The 20,144-nt window shown below is 67.2% G+C and carries 32 protein-coding genes; 15 read left to right on the top strand and 17 right to left on the bottom strand.

Features of this window, described 5'->3' with window-relative positions:
• Positions 1 to 2 precede the first annotated feature (2 nt).
• The 14 genes from JNUCC0626_RS20040 (at position 3) to JNUCC0626_RS20105 (ending at position 12,094) form a co-directional block, all read left to right on the top strand.
• Positions 3 to 299 (top strand): hypothetical protein, encoded by a 297-nt coding sequence (locus JNUCC0626_RS20040; protein ID WP_394621299.1) that lies wholly within the window; start codon positions 3 to 5, stop codon positions 297 to 299.
• A gap of 10 nt (positions 300 to 309) precedes the next feature.
• A complete protein-coding gene (locus JNUCC0626_RS20045; protein WP_394621300.1) occupies positions 310 to 519 on the top strand; it encodes a hypothetical protein in 210 nt (69 codons plus the stop codon).
• Between the two features lie 6 nt (positions 520 to 525).
• Positions 526 to 942, top strand: coding sequence for a hypothetical protein (locus tag JNUCC0626_RS20050; protein ID WP_394621301.1), 417 nt, complete (start codon positions 526 to 528; stop codon positions 940 to 942).
• An 82-nt stretch (positions 943 to 1,024) separates the two neighbouring features.
• Positions 1,025 to 1,597 carry a hypothetical protein gene (locus tag JNUCC0626_RS20055; RefSeq protein WP_394621302.1) on the top strand — a complete coding sequence of 191 codons (573 nt, stop codon included), beginning with the start codon at positions 1,025 to 1,027 and terminating at the stop codon, positions 1,595 to 1,597.
• Positions 1,598 to 1,700: 103 nt separating this feature from the next.
• Positions 1,701 to 2,048, top strand: coding sequence for a hypothetical protein (locus JNUCC0626_RS20060; protein ID WP_394621303.1), 348 nt, complete (start codon positions 1,701 to 1,703; stop codon positions 2,046 to 2,048).
• 392 nt (positions 2,049 to 2,440) lie between these two features.
• Positions 2,441 to 6,244, top strand: a complete 3,804-nt coding sequence (locus tag JNUCC0626_RS20065; RefSeq protein WP_394621304.1) for a transglycosylase SLT domain-containing protein — start codon at positions 2,441 to 2,443, stop codon at positions 6,242 to 6,244.
• Positions 6,245 to 6,247: 3 nt separating this feature from the next.
• Positions 6,248 to 7,003 carry a hypothetical protein gene (locus JNUCC0626_RS20070; protein ID WP_394621305.1) on the top strand — a complete coding sequence of 252 codons (756 nt, stop codon included), beginning with the start codon at positions 6,248 to 6,250 and terminating at the stop codon, positions 7,001 to 7,003.
• Between the two features lie 177 nt (positions 7,004 to 7,180).
• Positions 7,181 to 8,425, top strand: a complete 1,245-nt coding sequence (locus tag JNUCC0626_RS20075) for a hypothetical protein (RefSeq protein WP_394621306.1) — start codon at positions 7,181 to 7,183, stop codon at positions 8,423 to 8,425.
• 20 nt (positions 8,426 to 8,445) lie between these two features.
• Positions 8,446 to 9,552, top strand: a complete 1,107-nt coding sequence (locus tag JNUCC0626_RS20080; protein WP_394621307.1) for a DUF5047 domain-containing protein — start codon at positions 8,446 to 8,448, stop codon at positions 9,550 to 9,552.
• Between the two features lie 12 nt (positions 9,553 to 9,564).
• Positions 9,565 to 9,783, top strand: a complete 219-nt coding sequence (locus JNUCC0626_RS20085; RefSeq protein WP_394621308.1) for a hypothetical protein — start codon at positions 9,565 to 9,567, stop codon at positions 9,781 to 9,783.
• 20 nt (positions 9,784 to 9,803) lie between these two features.
• Positions 9,804 to 10,109, top strand: coding sequence for a hypothetical protein (locus JNUCC0626_RS20090; RefSeq protein WP_394621309.1), 306 nt, complete (start codon positions 9,804 to 9,806; stop codon positions 10,107 to 10,109).
• A gap of 18 nt (positions 10,110 to 10,127) precedes the next feature.
• Entirely contained in the window at positions 10,128 to 10,415 is a 288-nt protein-coding gene (locus JNUCC0626_RS20095; protein WP_394621310.1) for a hypothetical protein, read from the top strand.
• Entirely contained in the window at positions 10,412 to 10,942 is a 531-nt protein-coding gene (locus JNUCC0626_RS20100) for a hypothetical protein (RefSeq protein WP_394621311.1), read from the top strand. Before JNUCC0626_RS20095 ends, JNUCC0626_RS20100 begins: the two co-directional genes overlap by 4 nt.
• A 15-nt stretch (positions 10,943 to 10,957) precedes the next feature.
• Entirely contained in the window at positions 10,958 to 12,094 is a 1,137-nt protein-coding gene (locus JNUCC0626_RS20105) for a LysM peptidoglycan-binding domain-containing protein (protein WP_394621312.1), read from the top strand.
• A 205-nt stretch (positions 12,095 to 12,299) separates the two neighbouring features.
• Here JNUCC0626_RS20105 and JNUCC0626_RS20110 read toward each other — a convergent pair whose 3' ends face one another.
• From JNUCC0626_RS20110 to JNUCC0626_RS20160, 11 genes are all read right to left on the bottom strand, one after another.
• A complete protein-coding gene (locus tag JNUCC0626_RS20110; RefSeq protein WP_394621313.1) occupies positions 12,300 to 12,602 on the bottom strand; it encodes a hypothetical protein in 303 nt (100 codons plus the stop codon).
• Entirely contained in the window at positions 12,589 to 12,939 is a 351-nt protein-coding gene (locus JNUCC0626_RS20115) for a hypothetical protein (protein WP_394621314.1), read from the bottom strand. The genes JNUCC0626_RS20110 and JNUCC0626_RS20115 overlap by 14 nt, the downstream gene beginning before the upstream one ends.
• Positions 12,936 to 13,217: a hypothetical protein gene (locus JNUCC0626_RS20120; RefSeq protein WP_394621315.1), complete on the bottom strand. Its 282-nt coding sequence runs from the start codon at positions 13,215 to 13,217 to the stop codon at positions 12,936 to 12,938. The genes JNUCC0626_RS20115 and JNUCC0626_RS20120 overlap by 4 nt, the downstream gene beginning before the upstream one ends.
• Complete coding sequence (locus tag JNUCC0626_RS20125; protein ID WP_394621316.1) at positions 13,214 to 13,426, bottom strand: hypothetical protein; 213 nt, start codon at positions 13,424 to 13,426, stop codon at positions 13,214 to 13,216. Before JNUCC0626_RS20125 ends, JNUCC0626_RS20120 begins: the two co-directional genes overlap by 4 nt.
• Positions 13,419 to 13,598 (bottom strand): hypothetical protein, encoded by a 180-nt coding sequence (locus tag JNUCC0626_RS20130; RefSeq protein ID WP_394621317.1) that lies wholly within the window; start codon positions 13,596 to 13,598, stop codon positions 13,419 to 13,421. Before JNUCC0626_RS20130 ends, JNUCC0626_RS20125 begins: the two co-directional genes overlap by 8 nt.
• Before the next feature lie 281 nt (positions 13,599 to 13,879).
• On the bottom strand, positions 13,880 to 14,212 hold the full coding sequence (locus JNUCC0626_RS20135) for a hypothetical protein (protein ID WP_394621318.1): 333 nt from the start codon (positions 14,210 to 14,212) through the stop codon (positions 13,880 to 13,882).
• Entirely contained in the window at positions 14,196 to 14,480 is a 285-nt protein-coding gene (locus tag JNUCC0626_RS20140) for a hypothetical protein (RefSeq protein ID WP_394621319.1), read from the bottom strand. The genes JNUCC0626_RS20135 and JNUCC0626_RS20140 overlap by 17 nt, the downstream gene beginning before the upstream one ends.
• Positions 14,477 to 14,944, bottom strand: coding sequence for a hypothetical protein (locus tag JNUCC0626_RS20145; protein WP_394621320.1), 468 nt, complete (start codon positions 14,942 to 14,944; stop codon positions 14,477 to 14,479). Before JNUCC0626_RS20145 ends, JNUCC0626_RS20140 begins: the two co-directional genes overlap by 4 nt.
• A complete protein-coding gene (locus JNUCC0626_RS20150; RefSeq protein ID WP_394621321.1) occupies positions 14,941 to 15,435 on the bottom strand; it encodes a hypothetical protein in 495 nt (164 codons plus the stop codon). Before JNUCC0626_RS20150 ends, JNUCC0626_RS20145 begins: the two co-directional genes overlap by 4 nt.
• 17 nt (positions 15,436 to 15,452) lie before the next feature.
• Positions 15,453 to 15,806 (bottom strand): hypothetical protein, encoded by a 354-nt coding sequence (locus JNUCC0626_RS20155; protein ID WP_394621322.1) that lies wholly within the window; start codon positions 15,804 to 15,806, stop codon positions 15,453 to 15,455.
• Positions 15,796 to 16,230, bottom strand: a complete 435-nt coding sequence (locus JNUCC0626_RS20160) for an Lsr2 dimerization domain-containing protein (RefSeq protein ID WP_394622067.1) — start codon at positions 16,228 to 16,230, stop codon at positions 15,796 to 15,798. The genes JNUCC0626_RS20155 and JNUCC0626_RS20160 overlap by 11 nt, the downstream gene beginning before the upstream one ends.
• A gap of 1,058 nt (positions 16,231 to 17,288) precedes the next feature.
• Here JNUCC0626_RS20160 and JNUCC0626_RS20165 point away from each other — a divergent pair.
• On the top strand, positions 17,289 to 17,525 hold the full coding sequence (locus JNUCC0626_RS20165; RefSeq protein WP_394621323.1) for a hypothetical protein: 237 nt from the start codon (positions 17,289 to 17,291) through the stop codon (positions 17,523 to 17,525).
• 165 nt (positions 17,526 to 17,690) lie between these two features.
• Here JNUCC0626_RS20165 and JNUCC0626_RS20170 read toward each other — a convergent pair whose 3' ends face one another.
• From JNUCC0626_RS20170 to JNUCC0626_RS20195, 6 genes are read right to left on the bottom strand one after another with little or no spacing between them, the layout of a single operon-like run.
• Positions 17,691 to 17,990 (bottom strand): hypothetical protein, encoded by a 300-nt coding sequence (locus JNUCC0626_RS20170; RefSeq protein ID WP_394621324.1) that lies wholly within the window; start codon positions 17,988 to 17,990, stop codon positions 17,691 to 17,693.
• The gene (locus JNUCC0626_RS20175; protein ID WP_394621325.1) at positions 17,987 to 18,334 is read right to left on the bottom strand and encodes a helix-turn-helix domain-containing protein; all 348 of its coding nucleotides are present in this window, start codon (positions 18,332 to 18,334) and stop codon (positions 17,987 to 17,989) included. Before JNUCC0626_RS20175 ends, JNUCC0626_RS20170 begins: the two co-directional genes overlap by 4 nt.
• Entirely contained in the window at positions 18,331 to 18,912 is a 582-nt protein-coding gene (locus tag JNUCC0626_RS20180) for a hypothetical protein (RefSeq protein ID WP_394621326.1), read from the bottom strand. The genes JNUCC0626_RS20175 and JNUCC0626_RS20180 overlap by 4 nt, the downstream gene beginning before the upstream one ends.
• Complete coding sequence (locus JNUCC0626_RS20185) at positions 18,905 to 19,297, bottom strand: hypothetical protein (protein ID WP_394621327.1); 393 nt, start codon at positions 19,295 to 19,297, stop codon at positions 18,905 to 18,907. Before JNUCC0626_RS20185 ends, JNUCC0626_RS20180 begins: the two co-directional genes overlap by 8 nt.
• On the bottom strand, positions 19,294 to 19,638 hold the full coding sequence (locus JNUCC0626_RS20190) for a hypothetical protein (RefSeq protein WP_394621328.1): 345 nt from the start codon (positions 19,636 to 19,638) through the stop codon (positions 19,294 to 19,296). The genes JNUCC0626_RS20185 and JNUCC0626_RS20190 overlap by 4 nt, the downstream gene beginning before the upstream one ends.
• Positions 19,638 to 19,997, bottom strand: coding sequence for a hypothetical protein (locus JNUCC0626_RS20195; protein ID WP_394621329.1), 360 nt, complete (start codon positions 19,995 to 19,997; stop codon positions 19,638 to 19,640). Before JNUCC0626_RS20195 ends, JNUCC0626_RS20190 begins: the two co-directional genes overlap by 1 nt.
• Positions 19,998 to 20,144: the final 147 nt, after the last annotated feature.

Consider the following 20,144-nt stretch of genomic DNA (forward strand, 5'->3'; position numbering starts at 1 on the left):
CCGTGGCCCGCACACGTACCCGAGTCCGCATCTCCCACGACCTGTTCCGACAGGTCGTGGACCTGCCTGCCGTTCGAGCCACGTTGGCCCGCACTGCGCGGGAGGTCGCGGCGCGAGCCCAGGCGTTGGCTCGCCAGGAGAACGCCGAGGCGACGATCAGCGTGGAGGACGGCACCCGGCCCAAGGGCCGCAGCTACTCCCGCGTGGTCGCCGACGACTACGCCGACCACGAGTTCGGCACCGCCAAGCGCAAGCGCACCCGCCTGCTCGGGCGCGCCGCCGGAACCACCAACAGCTAAGGACTCCGCCGTGCCCAAGGTGATCATCGCCTTTGACCGCGACAACAGCCGGGTGGGCAAGACGGTCGACCTGGACGAGGACGCAGCACGGGTTGCCGTCGCCGAAGGCCGCGCCCGCTACGTCCACGCCACCGACGCCGTCACCGTGTCCGCGCCTACCGACCAGCCACCGACGCCCAGTCCGGCCCCGGTCGATGGCGTCGGCAAGGCAGGGAGGTAGGCCGCGGTGATGCTCGCCCCCGCCACCCATCCCGACAGCGAGGCCATGCTGATCGGATGGTTGGCCGACCGGCTGACCGGTGTGCGGGTTGTAGCCGACCTGCCCACCGACCTGGAGGACGTGCTACCGGTCGTCCAGGTCACCGGGGTTTCTGGTGCCACCGGAAACCGGGGATGGAACGGCCACCGCTGGCTGACCAGTTCACCCCGCTTCGACCTCGACGCCTACGCCTCCACCCGTGCTGATGCCTCCGACCTGTGCCGCACAGTGCAGGCGTGGCTGGCCATGCTCCCCGGTTCCACTGTGGGCGGCGCGGTCGTCGCCCAGGTCACCGAGGAACTCGGCCCTGATCGACGGCCGGACTACAACACCCGCGTAAGCCGTTACGGCGCAACGTATGCGCTGCTGATACGGCCCGCCTAGAACCAGAACACACCCTCTTGGTGACACGCGTTCAACGCCCAGGGGGCGCGTGTTCCCTTGCCATGCAAGGAGAACACCCACAATGGCAACGAATGCCGAACTCGCACGCCTGGGCGTGACCGGCGCACTGTACGTCGCACCCCTGGGCACCGTGGCACCCGTCGACATGTCCGCCTGGCCTTCCGGATGGACCGATCTCGGCTACATCAGTGACGACGGCGTAACCGAGTCGCTGAACGAAGACAAGCAGGACTTTGTGCCGTGGCAGTCGGCGACGCCGATCCGCACGGAAGTCACCAGCTCCGTCCAGACCTTCTCCGCGACCCTGTGGGAGAGCAAGGCCGCCACGATCAGCCTGTTCTACCGGGTTCCCGAGTCGGACATGGTCGTCACGGGCTCTGCGCCCAACCAGGTCGTCAGCTTCACCCAGGCCGGAAAGCCCAAGCGGGACACCAGGGCCTTCGGTGTGGACGTCGTGGACGGTACCTATCACCGCCGCATCGTGCTGCCGCTCGCCGAGGTCACCGAACGTGGAGACGTCGTCTACAAGAGCGATTCGCTGATCGGCTACGAGTGCACGATCACCGCCTATCCCGGCAGCGACGGGTTCTCTGTCAAGCGCATGTTCAAGGAAGGCTGGCTTCCCGCCGCCTGACCCACCCCCTGATCAGGGGCTGACGCGCTCCCTGGGCGGGTAGAGCGCGTCAGCCCCGTCCGCATCCCCCTTCGCCCGCCCGGAAGGAGGGTGACCGTCCACAGTGACCATTCGTGATCTCGAAGCGATCGTGAACCAGCGCCGTGAAGCAGTCGGCGGCGACGATGTGACGTTCTCCTTTGCAGGACAGGAGTTCTCGTTCCCGCATCCGTTGCTGGCGTCCGACTCCTGGAAGGACGGCTTGGCCGACATCACCAGCGATGTCGAACTGGGCCAGTACGTGCTGGGCGAGCAGTACGAACAGTTCATCGAACTGGGTGGCCGGTCGTCGTACCTGGCGATCCTGATGGACGACCTGCGCCGTGAGGTCCAGGACGAGGACGCCGAGGGACGCCCTACACGGTTGCCGACGTCCTCGCGGGCGCGGCAGAAGCGACAGAAGCGGACCTAGCCGCCACCTACGGCGGTGACCCCCTGGCCGACTACTGGCGGGGCCGGATCACCCTGCGCCGCCTGCGGGTCCTGGTCGAACACCTGCCGCCCAACGGAGCCCGTGCCCGTGAGCTCAAGGGCCACGCCTGGACGGATGAGACCTACCTGGCCGCCGTCATCGCCGACCGGGTGGCCGAAGCCGCGGCCGGCATCATCCGCGCCCTGGGAGGCAAGGCGGGCAAGCCCAAGCCCGTCCCGCGGCCGGGAGCTCCGGCAAACCGCATCGGGCACCGGGGCACCGCGTCCACCGCCGATGTCGTGGCCTACCTCGACAGTCTCAAGCCTGCCTGACACAGCCGGGGGTGAACCATGCCCCCAGGCGCAGCGGTATGGGTCGACGTCCTGCCCAGCATGCGCGGATTCGCCATGGTCATGGCCAAGGAGGCCACCGGCGCGGGCAACCGCGCGGGCAAGGCCCTGGGCGACTCCCTGGAGCGCGCCGCCGCCAAGGCAGGGCATGACGCCGCGGAGGCGTTGGCGCAGAACATCGAACTGGCCAAGGGCCGGGTCCAGGACGCAGCCGACGCGATCACCGAGGCGCGAGACAAGGAGGCCACGGCCGCCGGTCGCGTCCGGGTCGCCGAGGAGAAGCTGACGGAGCTGCGCGGCAAGGGCAAGGCCACCGCCGCGCAGCTCGCCACCGCCGAGGAACGGCTGGCCGCAGCCAAGCGCGGCCAGGCCGCCGTTGCCCGGCAGATGGTGGCGCTCACCGCCGAGGAGGACCAGGCCAAGGCCCACCTGACCGAGGCGACCAAGCGCCTGGAGACGGAGACCTCCAAGGGCAACCGGTCGATCGTCCGGCTGGTCACCAGCATGGAGAAGATCGACACCTCCCGGATCGACAACGGGGCCAAGTCGCTTGCCAGCTTCTCCAAGTACGCCTTTGCCTCCGCGTCCGGGGTCTCCGCCATCGGCTCGGCCCTGCCTGCCGTGGCTGGGCTGGGTGCCGTTCTGGGCCAAGCGTCCGGGGCCGCGCTCATCCTGCCCGGTGCACTCGCTGCGGGAGGCGTGGCAACGGGAACGCTCGCCGTGGGCCTGTCGGGCATCGCCGACGCGCTGGGCTCGTGGGACGACGCCGAGAAGTTCACGGAGAAGATCGAGGGCCTGTCCAAGGAGGGCCGGGCGCTCGCCGTCTCCATCCGCGACGCACGTCCCCAGTTGCTCGGGCTGCGCAACGACGTCCAGAGCGCGCTGCTGGCCGGGTCCAGCACGGAGTTCAAGGAACTGGCCAAGCTCTACGTGCCGCTGCTCGCCAGTGGCATGAGCGCCACCGCCACCGAGTTGGCCACTGGCCGGCGGGAGCTGGTCGGGTTCGCCACCGACTCCCGCACCGTGGCCGACCTGGGCCTGATCATGGCCTCCACCAAGACCAGCACCGGCGAACTGGTGCAGGTGATCGCACCGCTGCTGTCCGCCCTGCGTGACGTCGGGGTCGTCGGTGGCGAGGTGTTCGCCGGGCTCACTCACGGCGCGGGCAGTGCCGCCCAGCGGTTCGCCGACTTCATCGCCGCGGCCAGGGAATCCGGGCAGCTCCAGCAGTGGATGTACTTGGGCCTGCAAGCCCTGGACGACCTGGGCGAGCTGCTCGGGAACGTCGGCACCATCGTGTCGTCGGTCCTGTCCGCTGCCAGCACGCAGGGCGGTGGGCTGCTCGACACGCTCAACGCCGTCACCGGGTCGGTCGCGGCGATGCTGTCCAGCGTCGAAGGCCAGGAGGCACTGGCCACGTTCTTCCGGACCGTCCACGACGTCGTCACCAACCTCCAGCCCGGCCTGCACGCCGTGCTTGGCGCGGTGATCGAGGGCGTGACGGTCCTGGGTCCGGCGCTTCCTCCTGTGGCGTCGGCGTTCTCCGACGTCGCCGTGGCGCTTGCGCCGATGATCCCGCAGTTGACGGCCATCGCCGTGTCCCTGCTGCCGCCGGTCGTTGCCCTGGTGCGGGAGCTGGCCCCTGTGCTTCCCGTTGTGGCGGCAGGATTTCTGGCCGGTGTCATCGCGCTGCGGGCGTACAACGCGGTCGTCACGGGCGTGCTGATCATCCAAAAGGTTGTTCAGTTCACGCAGGCGTGGACGACGGCCCAGTGGGCACTCAACGCCGCCCAGCGGGCCAACGTTATCGGCCTGATCGTCACCGCGATCGCTGCCCTGGTCGGCGCGATCATCTGGCTGTGGAACAACAATGAGGGATTCCGCAACTTCTGGCTGACCACCTGGGCCAACATCAAGGCCGTCGTGGCAGCCGCGTGGACCGGCTACCTTCAGCCTGCGTTCCGCGGCATCGTCGCCGCCGTCCAGTGGGTCGGCGACGCGGCGGTGTGGTTGTGGCGCAACGCTTTCGTTCCTGCCTGGTCGGCGATCCAAACCGGAGCGGAAGCGGCCTGGTCGATCCTGTCGGCGATCTTCGACGCGTTGTCGACGGCGGCGCGGATCGCCGCGGCCGTGTTCATCACGTTGTTCGTCACGCCCTACGTCATCGCCTTCAACCTGATCCGCGATCTCGCGGTCTGGGTGTGGGAAAACGGACTGCGCCCGCTGTTCGAGGAACTGGCCCGCCAGTTCCGCAACCTGATGACGTTCCTGGCGCCGGTCGGAGCCGCTTTCGCCACCGCGTTCCGCGCGATAGTCGTTGCCGCGCAATGGTTCTACGACACGGTGATCATAGGCGTGATCGTCAACGGCGTGCTCTGGTACTTCAACCTGTGGATCTCCGCTGGTCAGGCCGTGTGGTCGGCCATCACCTCGATCCTGACCAGCCTGGGTTCGTTCTTCGCCTCGGTGTGGGGCGAGATCGGCCGAATCCTGGGCGTGGGGATCGACTGGCTCAACCGGGTCGGAGCCGCGTTCTCGCTGTTGTACGACGTGTACGTGCGGCCCAAGGTCGAGGCGATCGGCGCGGTGCTGCGGCGGGTCTATGAGAGCACCATCCTGTGGGCGTTCAACGGGATCAAGGACGCGATCGACGCGACTGGCCGCGCCTTCGACACCGGGGTTTCACTGATCGAGCGAATTTGGTCCGGCTTGAAGGACAAGCTCAAGGGGCCGGTCAACTTCGTGATTGACGTGATCTACAACCGCGGCGTCCGGCAGGTGTGGAACCAGGTGGCGGACTTCGTCGGCCTCAAGGACATGATGCTGCCGCAGGTGGCGATGTTGGCAGGCGGCGGTGTCCTCAGTGGATATTCGCCAGGCCGGGACTCGGTCCCGGCGTTGCTATCGCCGGGTGAGGCAGTGTTGGTGCCCGAACTGGTCCGCCAGATCGGGCCGAGCAACATCCTTGCCGCCAACGCCGCAGCGTCTCATCGTCGCGGAACCGTTGTGGGACAACAGTTCTCTGGCGGCGGAGTCGTCTCGCGGTTCGCTGGAGGCGGGATCGTCGGCACCATCGCCGACTGGGTGGGCGACATCGGCCAGGACGTGGTCGACCTGTTCCGTGACCCGGCGGCATTCATTCGCGGCCGGATCGGGTCGAGCAGCCGGTGGGTGGACCAGCTCGCCGCGCTGCCCGGCAAGTACCTGGGCAAGATCGGCGATGTCCTGTGGGACAAGGTGACTTCCTGGTTCGGCGGCGGTACCGAATCGGCGAGCGGTGACCTGGGTAAGTGGATCGCCACGGGTATCCGGATCACCGGAGTTGACGGCTCCTGGTTCGGCCCGCTGCACACGCTGATCATGCGTGAGAGCGGCGGAAACCCCAGGGCTATCAACAACTGGGACATCAACGCCCAGCGCGGAGACCCGTCCCGCGGTCTCATGCAGACCATCGGGTCGACGTTCAACGCCTACCGCGATCCACGGCTGTCCGGCGACATCTACGACCCGGTGGCCAACATCGTGGCGGGCATTAACTACATCAAGTCCAGGTACGGCACGATTTTCGCCGTTCAGCAGGCCGTCGGTTCAACGCCGATGGGCTACGACTCCGGCGGCTACCTGATGCCCGGCGTCTCCACCGTCTACAACGGAACGGGGCGACCTGAGCCCGTGTTGACCTCTGGTCAGTGGGATTCGTTGCAGCGCAACGGAGATCCGTCCGGACCTCTTCTGATCACCGGCACGCTCGATCTCGGCGGTGGTCTGGAAGCACGGATCGATGGACGCATTCATCAAGCCCAGCAAGGAATGGGCACGGCACTAGCTGCCCGACGGAGGTTGTAAGCGGTGGTCTACGAGTACCGCAACGGAATCGACTACTTCTACGGTCAGCTATCGACCGCCGCCGCAGTGTCCGACACGACCCTGTCGTCGGCTGCGTTCGCGTCCTTGCCCTCCACGTACTCCACCACGTCCTACCTTCCTCTGGTGCTGCACGACCCGACCCTGGGCGTGGAGGAAACCGTGTGGGTCACCGCTCACACGGCGGCCTCCACCTCGGTGACGGTCGTACGTGGCAGGCAGGGCACGGCGGCGCGTGCGTGGCCGTCGAGTACTCAGGTGGTGAACGCCCCGACGGTTCGGGACGTGACGTTGCCGCTTGCCCGTGCGGCGTTGCCGACTGACGCGCACGTCGGCATGCGGACCGCCGTGACGGACGAGGGCATTGTCGTTCAGCGCGCCTACAACGGCGGACGGTGGGAGGCAGACGTCGGTGTCGGCCTGCCGAGCGAGTTCGGATACCGGCAGGACGGTTCGGCCATTCCCTCCTCGTCGGTGTTGATGATGCGGGGTGGGTGCGCGACCGGCATCACCAACGGTTCCTCTCAGTTCGCAGTGGTGTTCAAGTCTCCGTTTCCCAACCAGGCGTTGACGGCGAATCTCACGTGGCACTCGGGTACGCCGGGCAACCTGCACTTCGCCATCTATCCCGGAAGTCTGTTGCTCGGTGGTTTCACGTGCTACGTGTTCAACACCGCGACCGGTGCACTGTCGGGCGCGGGTGCCAACGTGGTCTTCAGCTACTCGGCTGTGGGGTACTAGGCCATGTACGCGCGCACGCCATGGGCGCGTTTCCCGTGGAGTGCCAACGAGATTCCCAACGTTGTACCTCCTGGGTGGCAGGACGTCCCCACGCCGATTCCCGGCAGTACACCGAACTTCGTCTTTCTGAGCCAGGTAGGCGTGAGCCCGTGGGCGCTGCGTTCCTGGGCTGGATACGTGAAGCCGACCGTCTACGCCGGTGGAGGCATCGCCGTTGCGCCGGACCCGGTGCGCGGTGTCATCCGGGTGTGGACGTGGTGGCCGGATGCCGCTGCCCTGCAACTGGTCCGCGTGACCGGGGATGGTGTGCGGAGTCCGGTTCGTGGTGCGTTTCCGCTGGTACCCACGACGGCCACCAGGCGGAACCTGTGTACCAACCCGTCGGTGGAGGTGTCGCTGTCCGGGTACGTCGCCCTCAACGGGCAGACCACCCTGTCTCGGCCCTCAGGTTCGGCACCGGCCGGGACGTACGTCCTGCGGATGGTGAGCACCAGCACCACGACGGGGGCGTTGGTTCCCGGAACACTGCCTGGCCCAGGAACGTTCACCATCTCTCTCAACCTGTTCTGGTCGACCAGGCCAAGCGGGGTGACGGTGACCGTGCCGTGGCTGGACGCGGCCGGTTCCTCCGCCGGAACCACGACCATCACCCTGTCCGGCGATCAGATCAACACGAGCGTCGGGCAGACCGCACGGCACGTGCTCACCGCCGTCGCGCCTTCCGGTGCCGTCACAGGAAGTGTCACGCTCACCGTCACCGGCATCACGGCCAACGTCACCACCGTCGACATGGACGCAGTCGTGATCGAGCGCGCCGCCACCGACGGCTCGTACTTCGACGGGAGCAGCACGGGCGGGAGCTGGACCGGAACGGCCGGCCTGTCCACGTCGCTGTTGGCACCGCTGTTCGTGGTCGACGACGGAGAACCGCCTTTCGACACGGCGGTGACCTATGAGGCCTACAACGCCGCGCTCACCGGGGGCCGCGTTGCCTCCGTGCCGGTGCTGCTCGCCTCGACCGGCACCACGTGGATCACCCATCCTGCCGCCCCCGCGTCGCCGTTCGTCGTGCAGCTCGCCGCCCCCACGCCCGTGCGTACCTACGAGGTCGACCAGGGGACGTTCAACGTCCTGGGCCGTGCCCGGCCGGTCGTCGTGTCTGCGGCGCAACGGCGGGCAGCAACGGGGACGGTCACGTTCGGCGCGTTGTCCCGTGCGGAGCTGCGCTCCCTGTTGGCGACCTTCGGTGATCTGTCACCGGTACTGCTCCGCGTTCCTGGCGACTACGACCCCGGCGACATGTGGGTGGTGCTCGGAGCGCTGACGGTCGACCCACAGGGGCGGCTGCCGTACCAGGACACCCGCGTGATTTCGGCTCCGTTCACGGAGGTGGACCCCCCAGACGCGGCATTGGTTGCCTGACCGGTCGAGAGGGGGCCGGTATGTGGCCCCTGTCGACCAAGGCGCAGCAGGCCCTGGTCCAGTCCCACACGATGACGGTCCGGGCCGTCGCCTACGGCCCGTACGGCTCCCTCGAGGTACCGGTGGGCGGCGGCTCGGTCACCTCCGACGCCACGTCGCAGGTCCGGCGCACCGGCACCATCATGACCGACCCCAACCTGTGGCCGGTCGATCCCCGTTCGGTGCTCGCCCCGCTGGGCACCGAGGTTCAGGTGGACTACGGGATCGGTCTGCCGGGCGGGCTCGTGGAGTGGGTGCCGGTCATCCGGGGCATGGTCACCGAGGCCACCCGCAACCAGCCCGTCGGCTCGGACAGCTCCCTGCCCATCGGCCTGGTCGACAGGTCCGCCCGCGTCGCTGAGGACCGGCTGACCGCGCCCACGCAGACGATCGCCGGGGCCACTGCTGTCAGCGAGATCCGACGCCTGGTCCAGGACAGCCTGGGTGCCTCCGTGGCCGTGGTCGACAGGACCGGGTCGGTGGCCGTCGCCGCCGTGCTCGACATCGAACGGGACCGGTGGGCCGACGGCATAGAGGTCCTGGCAACCGGCATCGCATCGGAAGTGTTCTTCGACCCGACCGGGTCCGGTGTGATCCGGCTGCAACCGCAGATCACGGACCCCGTCGTGTGGCGGGTCTCCACAGGACAGGCCGGCATCTTGGTGACGCGCGGGGACAAGCTGACCCGTGAACGGACCTACTCCGGTGTGGTCGCCAGTGGACAGCGCAGCGACGGAACCGCGCCGGTCACCGCCACCGTCTGGGACAGCGACCCGACCAGCCCGACCTACTACGCCGGTGCCTTCGGGCGGCGGCCACGGTTCTACGTCTCCGCGATGCTGACCACGGTTCCCCAGTGCACCGCGACGGCAGCCGCTCTGCTCGCCCGCGCCAAGGGAATGAACGCCCAGGTCACCCTGGCGGCGATCTGCAACCCGGCCTTGGAGGCGGGGGACGTGATCGAGGTACGCAACGTCGAGGACGGCACCGTCCAGCAGCACATCGTGGACAAGGTGACCATCCCGCTGAGCCCGTCGGAGCTCCAGACGATGGAGACCCGGTCCCTGGACCTGCCAGCCGAGCAGTAGGGAGGCCGGTCCGTGCTTCCCGAGGACGCCCTGGCGGAGCTGCTCGCCCAACTGCGGGAGTCCCTGCGCCTGGTCGGCACCGTGTCCGGCACCTCCGGCACACGGGTTCTCGTCAACGTCCGCGGCTCGGTGCTCACCCTGCCCCGCCTGGCCAGCTACAGCCCGATCGTGGGCGACGTCGTCCACATCCAAGGCCCCGCGCCCTATCTGGTGCTGGGCAAAACCGCCTGAGTCCCGAAAGGACCGTGCTCGTGGCGTTCGCCGACATGGCCGACCTTGCTCAACATCCCGGTTTCCGAGACCGGGTCCGAATCGCAATGCTCGTCGCCGCCGGAGACGTTGGCGCAGAGGAAAACGACGGCTCCGAGTACCGCCGCCTGCGTCGCGCGTTGGCGGTGAACGTGCAGCACGACCAGGACTCCTACGCCGAATGCTTCTCCTGGATCGTGGCCTCCAACCCTGCGGTGTCCTTCACCTCGCTGGACAGCGACCTCCAGTACACCGTGAACAGCCGCTGGGACGCACTGGCCGGTGCGTCGCCGGACCCGACTCCGTAGCAGCGCAAGGGGGCGGGCGTGCTTCCTCGCGGACTGACCAACGCGCTCACCGTCCTGATCAGCCTGGTGTGGGCAGGAAACGTGATCGTCGGGTTCTTCCGGCCGGAACTGCGGGACCCACTGGTCAACGGGATCTTCGCGGTCGTGGTCGGCGCGATCTATGCCTTGGGCCGCAACGACTCCGGCGGCAACGCCCTGTCCACGGTCCGCCGCCGCATCGCCGCCGCCATCGCCGGAGATGATCCCGAACCTGCACCGGACCAGGCCCCGCCGTCGGCGGAATCTGAAGACAGGGGGCCGCCATGACCAGCTGGCTCTACCTGCTGCAAACCATCGGCGGATGCGCCGCCGGGTTCGTCGCCGGATACCTGGTCGGCCGCACCGCCCGCGACGTCCACCGCATCGCAACCGTTGTCGCGGAAGGGGAACCGGTGAGCCCGTCGCCACGCCACCGCCTGCGCCCATCCTGGCGGGCGGCCGTCGCCCTCGTCCTGGTGGTGCTCGGCCTGGTCACCGTGATCCTGGGCCTGGCCCAGTCCGCGGCCACCAGGCGGATCACCGAGTGCCACACCGTCTACGCCAACAACATGGCCGACGCCCTGGACACCCGATCCCGCGGCAGCCAGCAAGCCCAGGACGCACTCGACGCCCTGATGACCTCCGTGGCCGCGCTGGGCACCAGCCCGCCGGTCAACGAGGCCGACGCCGCCGACCGTCAGGAACGCGCCCGGCAGGCGATCACGAATTACGTCGCCAAGCGAGCGCAGGCAAAGCAACTGCTTGCCCAGAACCCCTACCCGGCACCGCCCAGGACGGCCTGCCCGACGAACTGATGAACGGAGGCCGTGATGGATCATGGCATCGACGTCTCCATGTGGAACGCCATCAACGACGCGAACGCCGTACGCGCCAACGGAATCACTTACGCCTGGGTCAAGGCGACGGAAGGCGTCGGCTATGTAGATCCCAGCTTTTTCGCGAAGGTCCGGCAGCTCAAGGCCGCGGGAATCGTCGTGGGCGCCTACGCATTCCTGCGGGCCGGTTCCGGTGCCGCGCAGGCAAGGCACTTCCGGACGGTGGCGGGAGACGCCGGTTGTCTGGACGCGGGGTCGCTGCTTCCCATGCTGGACATGGAGGCCGCCGACGTCCGGTCCGGTGCCAACAGCTACGTGACGGAGTTCTACGACACGCTGCGGGTCGAGCCCGCCGAGGTGTACGGGAACTTGGACTGGTGGCGCAACGTCCTGTCGTTCTCCTACTGGGGTTCCCGAAATCTGTTGGGGCACATCGCCCACTACAACGGTGCGCCCGGACAGCCTGGCTGGAGCTATCCGCGTGCCGCGGTGCACCAGCACACCCAGGAGGGCATCGTCCCTGGGATCGCCGGGCATGTCGACCGCAACGCGACGCTGGGCACGTACAACCTGCGTTCGCTCACCCTCGGCCAGGTGGCACCGCCGATCGGACCTCCCACGGGTGGCGGCAGCGTCGCCGACCCCGGAGACGTCTGGACCGTGGCGGCCGGGGACACCCTGTCGCGCATCGCCTCCGCGTGGGGAACGACGGTCTCCGCGGTCGCCGTCGCCAACGCCATCCCGAACGCCGACCTGATCTACGTGGGGCAGCGCATCCGCAAGCCCGGCACGAACGGTGCGGCCCCCGGCCCCGTCGCCGGTACCGGCACCTACACGGTCCGGTCCGGGGACACCCTGTCGGAGATCGCCGCCCAGAACGGGACGACCGTCGCGGTGTTGGTGGCGCTCAACAGGATCTCCAACCCTGACCGGATCTATGCCGGTCAGCAGTTGGTCCTGCCGGGCAACGCCGCGGCACCAGCAGAGCGGGTCTACGTCGTTCAGGCCGGCGACACCCTGGGCGGCATCGCCTCCGAGCTGGCCTATCCCGGCGGATACCCGGCCCTCGCTTCGCGCAACGGCATCAGCGACCCGGACAAGATCTACCCCGGACAGCGCCTCTTCTACTAGTCACAGGCAAAGGAGCCCCCTCGATCCCGTGTGGGATCGAGGGGGCTCCTTTGTGTTGTGGGTGACTGGTGCCACCTCAGCGAGGGGACGACCGACCAGCCCGGCCGATGTACTCGGGGCATTGGGGGGACACCGGCACTGTGACGTCGTAGCACCAGTCCTTACCGGGCTGTCCGACCCACAACCGCGACCAGCGGGTTGCAGGTCAACCGACGACTCTTACCTCGGTGCGGGGTGCGACCTCGCATTCCAGGATGAGCGTGCCCAGCAACTCCATCACCTCTCCGTACGTCCTGGTGGGGAAGAGCCGGGGCAGGCTCTCGATGTGGCCCAACGATCTCCGCAAGATCAGTTCGACGGCTGCCGCGGACTTGCCGTCGAGGCTGAGCAGGTCCAGCCCGGCGGCGCACAGCAGGTCGACCTGTTCCCGTCGTATGTGGACGAAGTCCGTTTCGATCGGGGCCGGTCCGCCGACGTCGATCTCTTGAAAGAAGTCAAGGCCGGTCACGGCGTAGGTTCTCCTCGATCTTGTCCATGTACTGGTCGCCTGACATGTCGCCCCGGTTGACCTGCTCGATGTCCTGGAGCGCTTCGACAAGCGTTCCCTGGCTTGCCATGGCGGGGAACAACTCGGCGGGCAGCTTCAAGGCGTCCAGTTCGCCGCGTCTGTGGGCGCCACGAAAACAGTTGGTGCACAACGCATCCCACGTCCCGGTCATGAGCCGCGCCCACATCGGCAGGCTTGCCCGAAGCGGTGCTGAGCAGTCCGAGCAGGTCGTCTGAACTCCGGGGATCGTCAGGTCACACTGTTCCGGGGCCGCGCAGACGATCACGGACCTGGTCATGGGGTGTCACCGGCCGCGGCGTCGACGCGTGCGTCCATCACCGATCTGCCCACTTCGATCGACAGCCAGACCAGATACGCCTGCTCCACGGTGATCACCGAGAGCGCCGCGGTGGCGGGTCCGAAGTTGGCCGCCGCGTACTCGTACCACTCCAGCCATCGGGCGTAACGCGGGTCGTTGAGTGGCGATCCTGGTTGCACCCGTTGCGGTTCGATGGTGAACGTGAGCGTGCCGGTGAAGTGGTCGGGGGTGTCGCCGGTCGGGGCTGCGTGCCTCACTTGCGTTCCCCCTGCACGACCAGGTACGCGCCGATGGCGTCGTGGAGCTCCCGCACGGTGGCCGGTGTCAGGCTGTCGCCGCATTCGCAGCCGCCGACCGAGATCCCCTGGGCGGAGATGTCGGCTTCGTAGCAGCCCTGGAGTTTGACGTTGATGACCTGACCGGAGCGGAGGCGTTCGAGTGGTGTGCGGGTGGGTCGCTTATCCATTGGTCTTGTCCTTCGCCGGGTCGGTCTTGGGGCGGATCTCCTTGCGCCCGCAGGACGAGCACGTCAGCCGGTTCGGTCCGACGTTGAACACCCGGCGTCGGTGGCCGTAGGTCTGGTCCTGGAACTCGTTGGTGCAGATACACAACCGAACGGTGGTGCTGCCGACGTGCACGTGACTCGCTACCTTTCCCTGCTTCTCTCGGTTTTCTGGCTGACGTTCGACTGTCGCCCCACATCAGGTGGCGGCACCGGGCACACTTGGCCATGCGGTCCAGCTGCTCGACCTCGTCCTGGCAGCCCGATCCGTACCAGTCACTGGGGGTGTCGACGCTCACGCCGCATCGGGCGATGACGTGATGCGCCAACACGTTGACCAAGTGGGCCACTGCGCCGTGCCGGGTGTAGCGCCACTCCTGGCCGTGGCCGGCCGACGGGCAGGACACGGATTCGCGCTCACTCGTCACGATGGCCGTGCTCTGCCTCGTCGGCTACGTCCGGGACGTCCTGCGGGTCGAGTTCGGTCGGGCTCCCTTTGGTGCGGGGGAAGACGGCACGGTGCACTGAACCGGGGCTCAGCTGGAGGTGCCTTCCGACGACTTCCCACTTCATGCCGTGCACCTCGTGCAGGCGGCGCACCGCGTTGCGGCGTCGCTCAACCGCGCGCCGCTGGGCGTCCTGGCAATCCCGCAGATTGGTCTGGGCCGCAACGGCTTCTGCGAGGTCTATAGCCAGGCCGTTGTCGGCCGGTGCGTCCAGGTTCCCCGTCGCTTCAGGCTGTGCGCTCAACCTTGACCTCGCAGCATCCGTCGCAGTAGTGGAAGGCCTCGTCTTCCCACGTCCTGACCTTGAGATCGTCGGGATCGGGATGCAGGTTGTTGTGCTTGCAGCGGCGCAACATGATCCGCTTGTCGTGGTCCCAGAACAGCGGGGCGGTCTTCAGCGGGTGGTCACTGGGCCGATGCACACAGCAGCGGTCCCAAGTGCACGCGGTGTCGGGGTGGGTCGACATGACTCTGCCGTCGTGCAGGCAGATGACATCCGCTGAAACCGTCATCGAAGGGCCTCGGTTCTCGTGTCGAAGAGGTTGCACCACAAGCACATGCCGGTCTGCGCTGCGCCGTCGGCCTGACCTCCGCATGGACACAGGGCCGCTTTGAGGGCGGGCTCACGCCATTGCCCGGTCTGGCCGTTCTTGTTCCAGCTCAACGGTTCGGTGTCCGCTGCCCCGTCCCACACGGCCGCGGCCAGCACGGCGGCGAGGAAAGTCCCGTGGGCGGTTCCGGCGTAACACCAGTACCGGGCGTAGTACAGCGGGTTGGCTACGTAGGTCTCCACGATGCGCCAGTTGAAAGCCATCCGGACGACATCAATGAAGTGGGGACCGACCTGCTTGACCCTCAGGCCCTGCTGGTCGAGCAGGGGGCACAACATGACCTTGCCGCCGTGGCGCTCGATCGCCTGCAGGGCGACCCGCATCTCTTCCGGGTTCAGCGGATTCCCGGCGCACGCAACGGTCATGCGATCACCCCGGCGTACTGCCAGCCCTGCGGTACCGGGCGACCGCCCACGGTGGCGGCGACGTGCAGAGTGACCGACCCGTTGTCGAACGGAGCCAGCAGGCTGCGGCGGATCGTAGCGGTGGACCGCGGTTCGACCGCCGGGCCGGGCTCCGCGCCCGGCAGCAGCTCGACCAGACGAACGTGACCGCTGACCCCGATGCGCACGACCTCGTCGTTGCCGTTGACCACCTCGATGTCGCACAACAACTCCCGGCGTCCCAGCTCTTCCAACGCCGGGCGGTCCTCGGCCGGCGCAACCACCGGCCGGAGCGCGCGAACCGTGACCCCGTCCCGGATCGCGCCTGCTTCTCCCCACGTCAGGAACGTCGTCTGGCTGACGGCGAAGGAGGTCACGGTGCGGAGTGGTGGTGCCGGTGTGGTGCTTCCGCACGACGCCATCGCCGTACTCGCGCCGAGCACGGCGGCGATGACGCGGAATGCGTTTCTCACGAACTCATCTCCCTGTCCTAGGCGGCCTTGCGCCTGCGGCTCTTGGGTTTGGCGTTGTCCTGCTGGTACTCCCAGGCGTCCACCTCGTCACGGGTCAAGGTGATGCCCGTGACGTAGTAGCCCTGGGTGTCCTGGTAGACCGAGTGCAGCCGGACGCCGTCGAACGTCTTGCGGCGGATACGCACCAGCCCGCACGGGTTGCGGCAGTGGGCGGTCCGGGTCAGCACCGCGCCGGAACCGGTCTCCTCGATGACCCATCCCCGGTGCTGTCTCTGCCAGGCATGTCCTTCGGACCTGCACTCGATGAACCTGGGATCGCTGAGGTAGTCGTCAACGTCAGTGATCCCAGAGTCGTTGCGGCTACGAGACATCGGTTACCCCTGCCGCCACCAGCGGGTCCTGGCCGTCCAGCTTCAGAGCGTCCTTCCACGCGTTGGCGAGCGCGTACGGAATCCGGCCACGCGTGCCCACGTTCCACCCGTGGTCCTCACCCCACGCCTGGATGCGTTGGCGCAGCGCCTTGTACTGCTCGCGCAGCTCGGCGTTGGCACCTTCGGGCGTCTGCCACCAGTTGCCGGGCGCGCCGACCACGGGCGGACTCGCGAACTGCGACCGGGTGATGCGGTTCTCGCGCCCCTCGGGCCGGGAGTGCGACGCCCAGAAGGCCAGTTCCGCCCGCATCTGCGTGGCGTTGCCCTGACTCAAGTCGATCTTGAGCGGCTTGCCGTCCAGGCTCCATCGGATGGTCTCGTGTGCCTCACTGTTGCGGTCGATGTCATCAACGCGCAAAACCACTTCTGCCAACAGAAGTCCTACCCATCTGACGAACGGCACCGCCTGCTTTGCGATAGCGAATGTTGCAGCGCAGACGAAGGCCTTGGTGGATTGAGAACAGGGTTGCTAGACGTGCTCGGAGCGATGCCACCCAGCGGTCGAAGAGGTCAAGGCCCACACCAGGATTAAGTCCGTGCAGGCACTGAGCAGCAGGCCGCCGAACCCGGCGGCCGTGCTCCATTGGCGATGAAGGAAAGCCACTCCGCCGCAGTAGGCCGAGACGACGATCAAGACCAGCAGAAAGCCCTGGCAGGCAACGCGTAGTGCGACAACGCCGACGCCACCACCGGGCTGCCGATCACGTACAGGTCGGCGGAACCGTGGCACCGCCCGCCGCGCGGTGCGGCGACGGTTCACCTGGGCGGTTCCACCCCTTGCCGCGCATCGTGTGCGTCCACCCGTCGCACGTAGATCGTTGCGGGCAAGACCTCGACGGTGGACAGGCAGGTCATCTGTACTTCAGCTCCCAGGTGGTGCGGCCAGGCCGCGGTAGGCGGGTCGACGGATGCTCTGGAGTCGGTCACGGACAGAGTGCGCGGGCGTCTTGTTGCCCTTTCGGTGCAACCCACTAGGCCACTCGTGTTCGTTCAAAAGTCGTCATTCCAGATGGCTAAGAACCGTGGCAGCGTGTCCCATTTGCGTCAAGCTGACACCGAGCCCATTCCCCCAATCAGGGGGATAATCACCAAACCGGTTGCCGCATCAAGCAAGCTGCGCGTCCAGGTGTTCAAGTGCTCTGAGCTGCGGGTTTGCGTAGGCGTAACCGGTTTCACGCGCTTGGTCGCAGTCCAAGTAGGACAGACACGGTTGACCACTCGCGCCAATACCGTGCACCGGCACGCGTTAACTCACCCGGAGGATTTTGGGGGGTCCGATAACCGTGCGCTGCCGTCTACAAGTAGACGTTGGCGACCACCTGAAAGTGGCAAATTGCAAGTTTTGGCCCCTCCAAAACTACAAACCTGGGGAATCCATTCACACGAAAAGGGGGTATCTGGGCCATGGGTGTAATGAGTTCGGTGGGGTTGTTCGCAGCCCCACTGGTGGCCGTGCTCGCTGCCGGCCTGGCGTTGGTGTCCGCGGCCTGCGCTCGCCGAGATCGGTTGGCCATCGAGGCGGTGGCAGCTGAACTCCAGGCACGCGAGGATCAGCGCCGCGCCGAACTGCTGACCCGGCTGCCACCCGAGCTGACAGGCCGGGTGCCGGGAGGCGGTCGGCACCGCACGACCACGGCCGGGCCACCGGGACGGGGGTGAGGATTCACCCGCCTAGCCCGGTCCCCGCGGCGTAGCCTGGCCGTGGTTACACGGGTGCCAGGACGGCCTCGACCACCCGTGAGACGCCGAGAGGCCCCGACCAGGTCTGAACTGGTCGGGGCCTCTCCGACATGCGCGGGCCAGATTGTGCTGGGCTGTTCGCCCCTACGTCCTCACTGCCTCCTCGTCTTGCCGGTGTTCCTGCCAGGCGTCACGTCCAGCCTGCGTGATGCGCCAACACCGGATCGGCTGGTCAGGCGATGTCGGGTCGGGCTCAGCGACCCAGGCCACGGAGAGCCACCCGGCCTCCTGGAACAACCCGATGTACAACGCGACCGTGCTCTGCGGCGTTTTGGTTGCGGCCACGACCTCCCGCCGCGTGTAGGACGTGTCGGCACTACTGCGAAAGAGGTTCAACACGTGTTCGCGGGAGGCCGTCCACGGCACCTTGTCTGATTCCGTCACTGCCACCACCCCGTGCCGTTGCTCCAGTTCGCCGCCAGGTCGTGCGCCAGTACCGCGTCCAGCACGTCCTGGCCGGGGCGCAGCCCCATGTTGTCCAGTCGATCGTCCCTGAGGGACTCGGTGGCGATATCCAGTAGGGCCTGCTCCGGGTCACGGTCGAAGTAGGTTGCCAGGCGGACGATTCGGGCCAAGCCCGGCATCTTCTCGCCGGACAGCCAACCCACCACCGTCGTCCGGCTGACGCCCATGTGCACCATGAGGTCGTCCAGAGTTCCGGGTGCCTTGTTCTGCCAGGCGGCCAGCGTGCGGGCGAACGTCGGTCGATACGAGTGGGCGTCAGTCACTTGGCCTCCTCGACCATGTTGACGGGGCAGAGTTTCACGCCTTCGTCTGTGTCGGCGATCATGCAGTGATCACCGAGCCACGTCGGAAGCGTTCTGCGCCAACGTTGCACCGTGCTGTCACCCAGCATGTCCACCGTTGCGATGAGCAGGCGCTTCGTGTCCTGTCCGTCCACCTCCCAGTAGAGGGTCGGAACCGCTGTCGGCTCCATCTCCATCTCGACTCCCTGCTGACCTCTGGCGACGAACTCCGCAAAGATCGAGAGTCCGCTTTGGTCCAGGTACCTCTGGAAGGCCTGGTTGGTCCCGACCAACCGGGCGATCAGCGCGCGCCCGTCGGCTTCGCCGCGCGGAGTGAGCGCGTACCTGAGGTCGTCCTGCGGGCGGCCCATCCGATCGTCGTCCTCTGCCTCCTGAACGTCGAACCAGCCGTAAGGAACCATCTCGACGATCAGGCTTCGAATCAGCCACCTGTGCAGCGGCAGGCTCTCGCCGAGTTCGACCAGACTGGGACGAAGCGTTGGGGCGTGAAGGAAATGAGTGACCGTCACCGCCAGGGCTGCCACCCGTAGATCATCCATCTACCTCACCTCCCATGGCCTCGGCGTCGCCGCGGGCTGCACGAACCACCAACGCGGCGTAGATCGACAGACCCGAGGATTCCAAAAAGGACTCGAACGGCGCACTGTGTCCCCACAACCGGGACACCAGCTTCCGTGCCTTCGACTCGCCGTCCGGCGTGAGTCGGTAGGTCATCAACCCCTGTCGTTGCCCGTGCTGGTCATCGGCCAGAGGCCTGGCGACCCGCAGCCAGCCGTCTGCCAGCTTTTCCGACACCAGAGCCTGGATCTCGTGTTGCTCCAAGGACAGGCACCTGGTCAGGTCGGCGACGCTGTAGGGCACTGTTGTGTCGACCAGGAGCCGCACCGCCACCGTTGCCAGGCGTGCCTCTCGGGTCTCGCTCATCGCCGACCTCCAGCGGCCGGGGCCAGGGCTTCAAGGACGCGTTCCAGACCCAGGGTGATGATCTTCCACTGCACCTCAGCGTCTACGCGGTTCCGCGCAAGGTCACACAGGGCAGGTCGTTGCGCTGCAACGAGCCGGTAGACCTTTCCGTTGGGGTGGTCCGGTTCCCACTGCAACGCGCCGTATTCGCCCAACCTCCTGAAGCCCTCCCGCACGTGGGAGATCGAGTAGTCGGTCATCTCATACACGTCGCGAGTGCGCCACTTGGTGTCCGCAGGCGAGTTCAGCACGACGATCAGGATGACGATGTCCACCGGATGTAGCTGCACGTCCTCGTTCATCACCCCTCGATTCGTTTGAACGTAACGGTTTCCGACACATGAGGCGGCGGGATAGGACGCGCACGCGAACGGATACCTTGTTTGTCGGCTACGTGCAGGCCGTCCCAGGCCGTCACCAAGCCGCGGTGGGAGATCGTGAGCTTGAGGCCAATCCAGACCTCCGAACTGGCGTCGGCGAGTCCCTGTTCCAGCAGCTCGGAGGCGATCTGCCACAACACGCCCCGCTCCATCACGTGGCCCAGCGCCAGAGTCAGGTCGGTGTCCACCCCGAACGCCCGGTCGGGGTCGCTCGCCAGAACGGCGAGCACGTCCAGCCGATCCCGCGGCGTCGGACAGAAACCGAGAAGCTGTGTTGCCACCAACGGCTCCTCCCCGGCACATCACGAGGACCGCCCCGTGTCGTGAACCTGTGAGGCACTGTCCGGCGACCGGTCCGCCTCCACCGCCTGCAGCGGCTCCAAACTGTTCGAGGCGACCGCCTCGCGGCTCCTCCCGAGGGCGTCAGG

Origin of the sequence: Lentzea sp. JNUCC 0626 (assembly GCF_043632865.1) — a bacterium.
Lineage (GTDB): Bacteria > Actinomycetota > Actinomycetes > Mycobacteriales > Pseudonocardiaceae > Lentzea.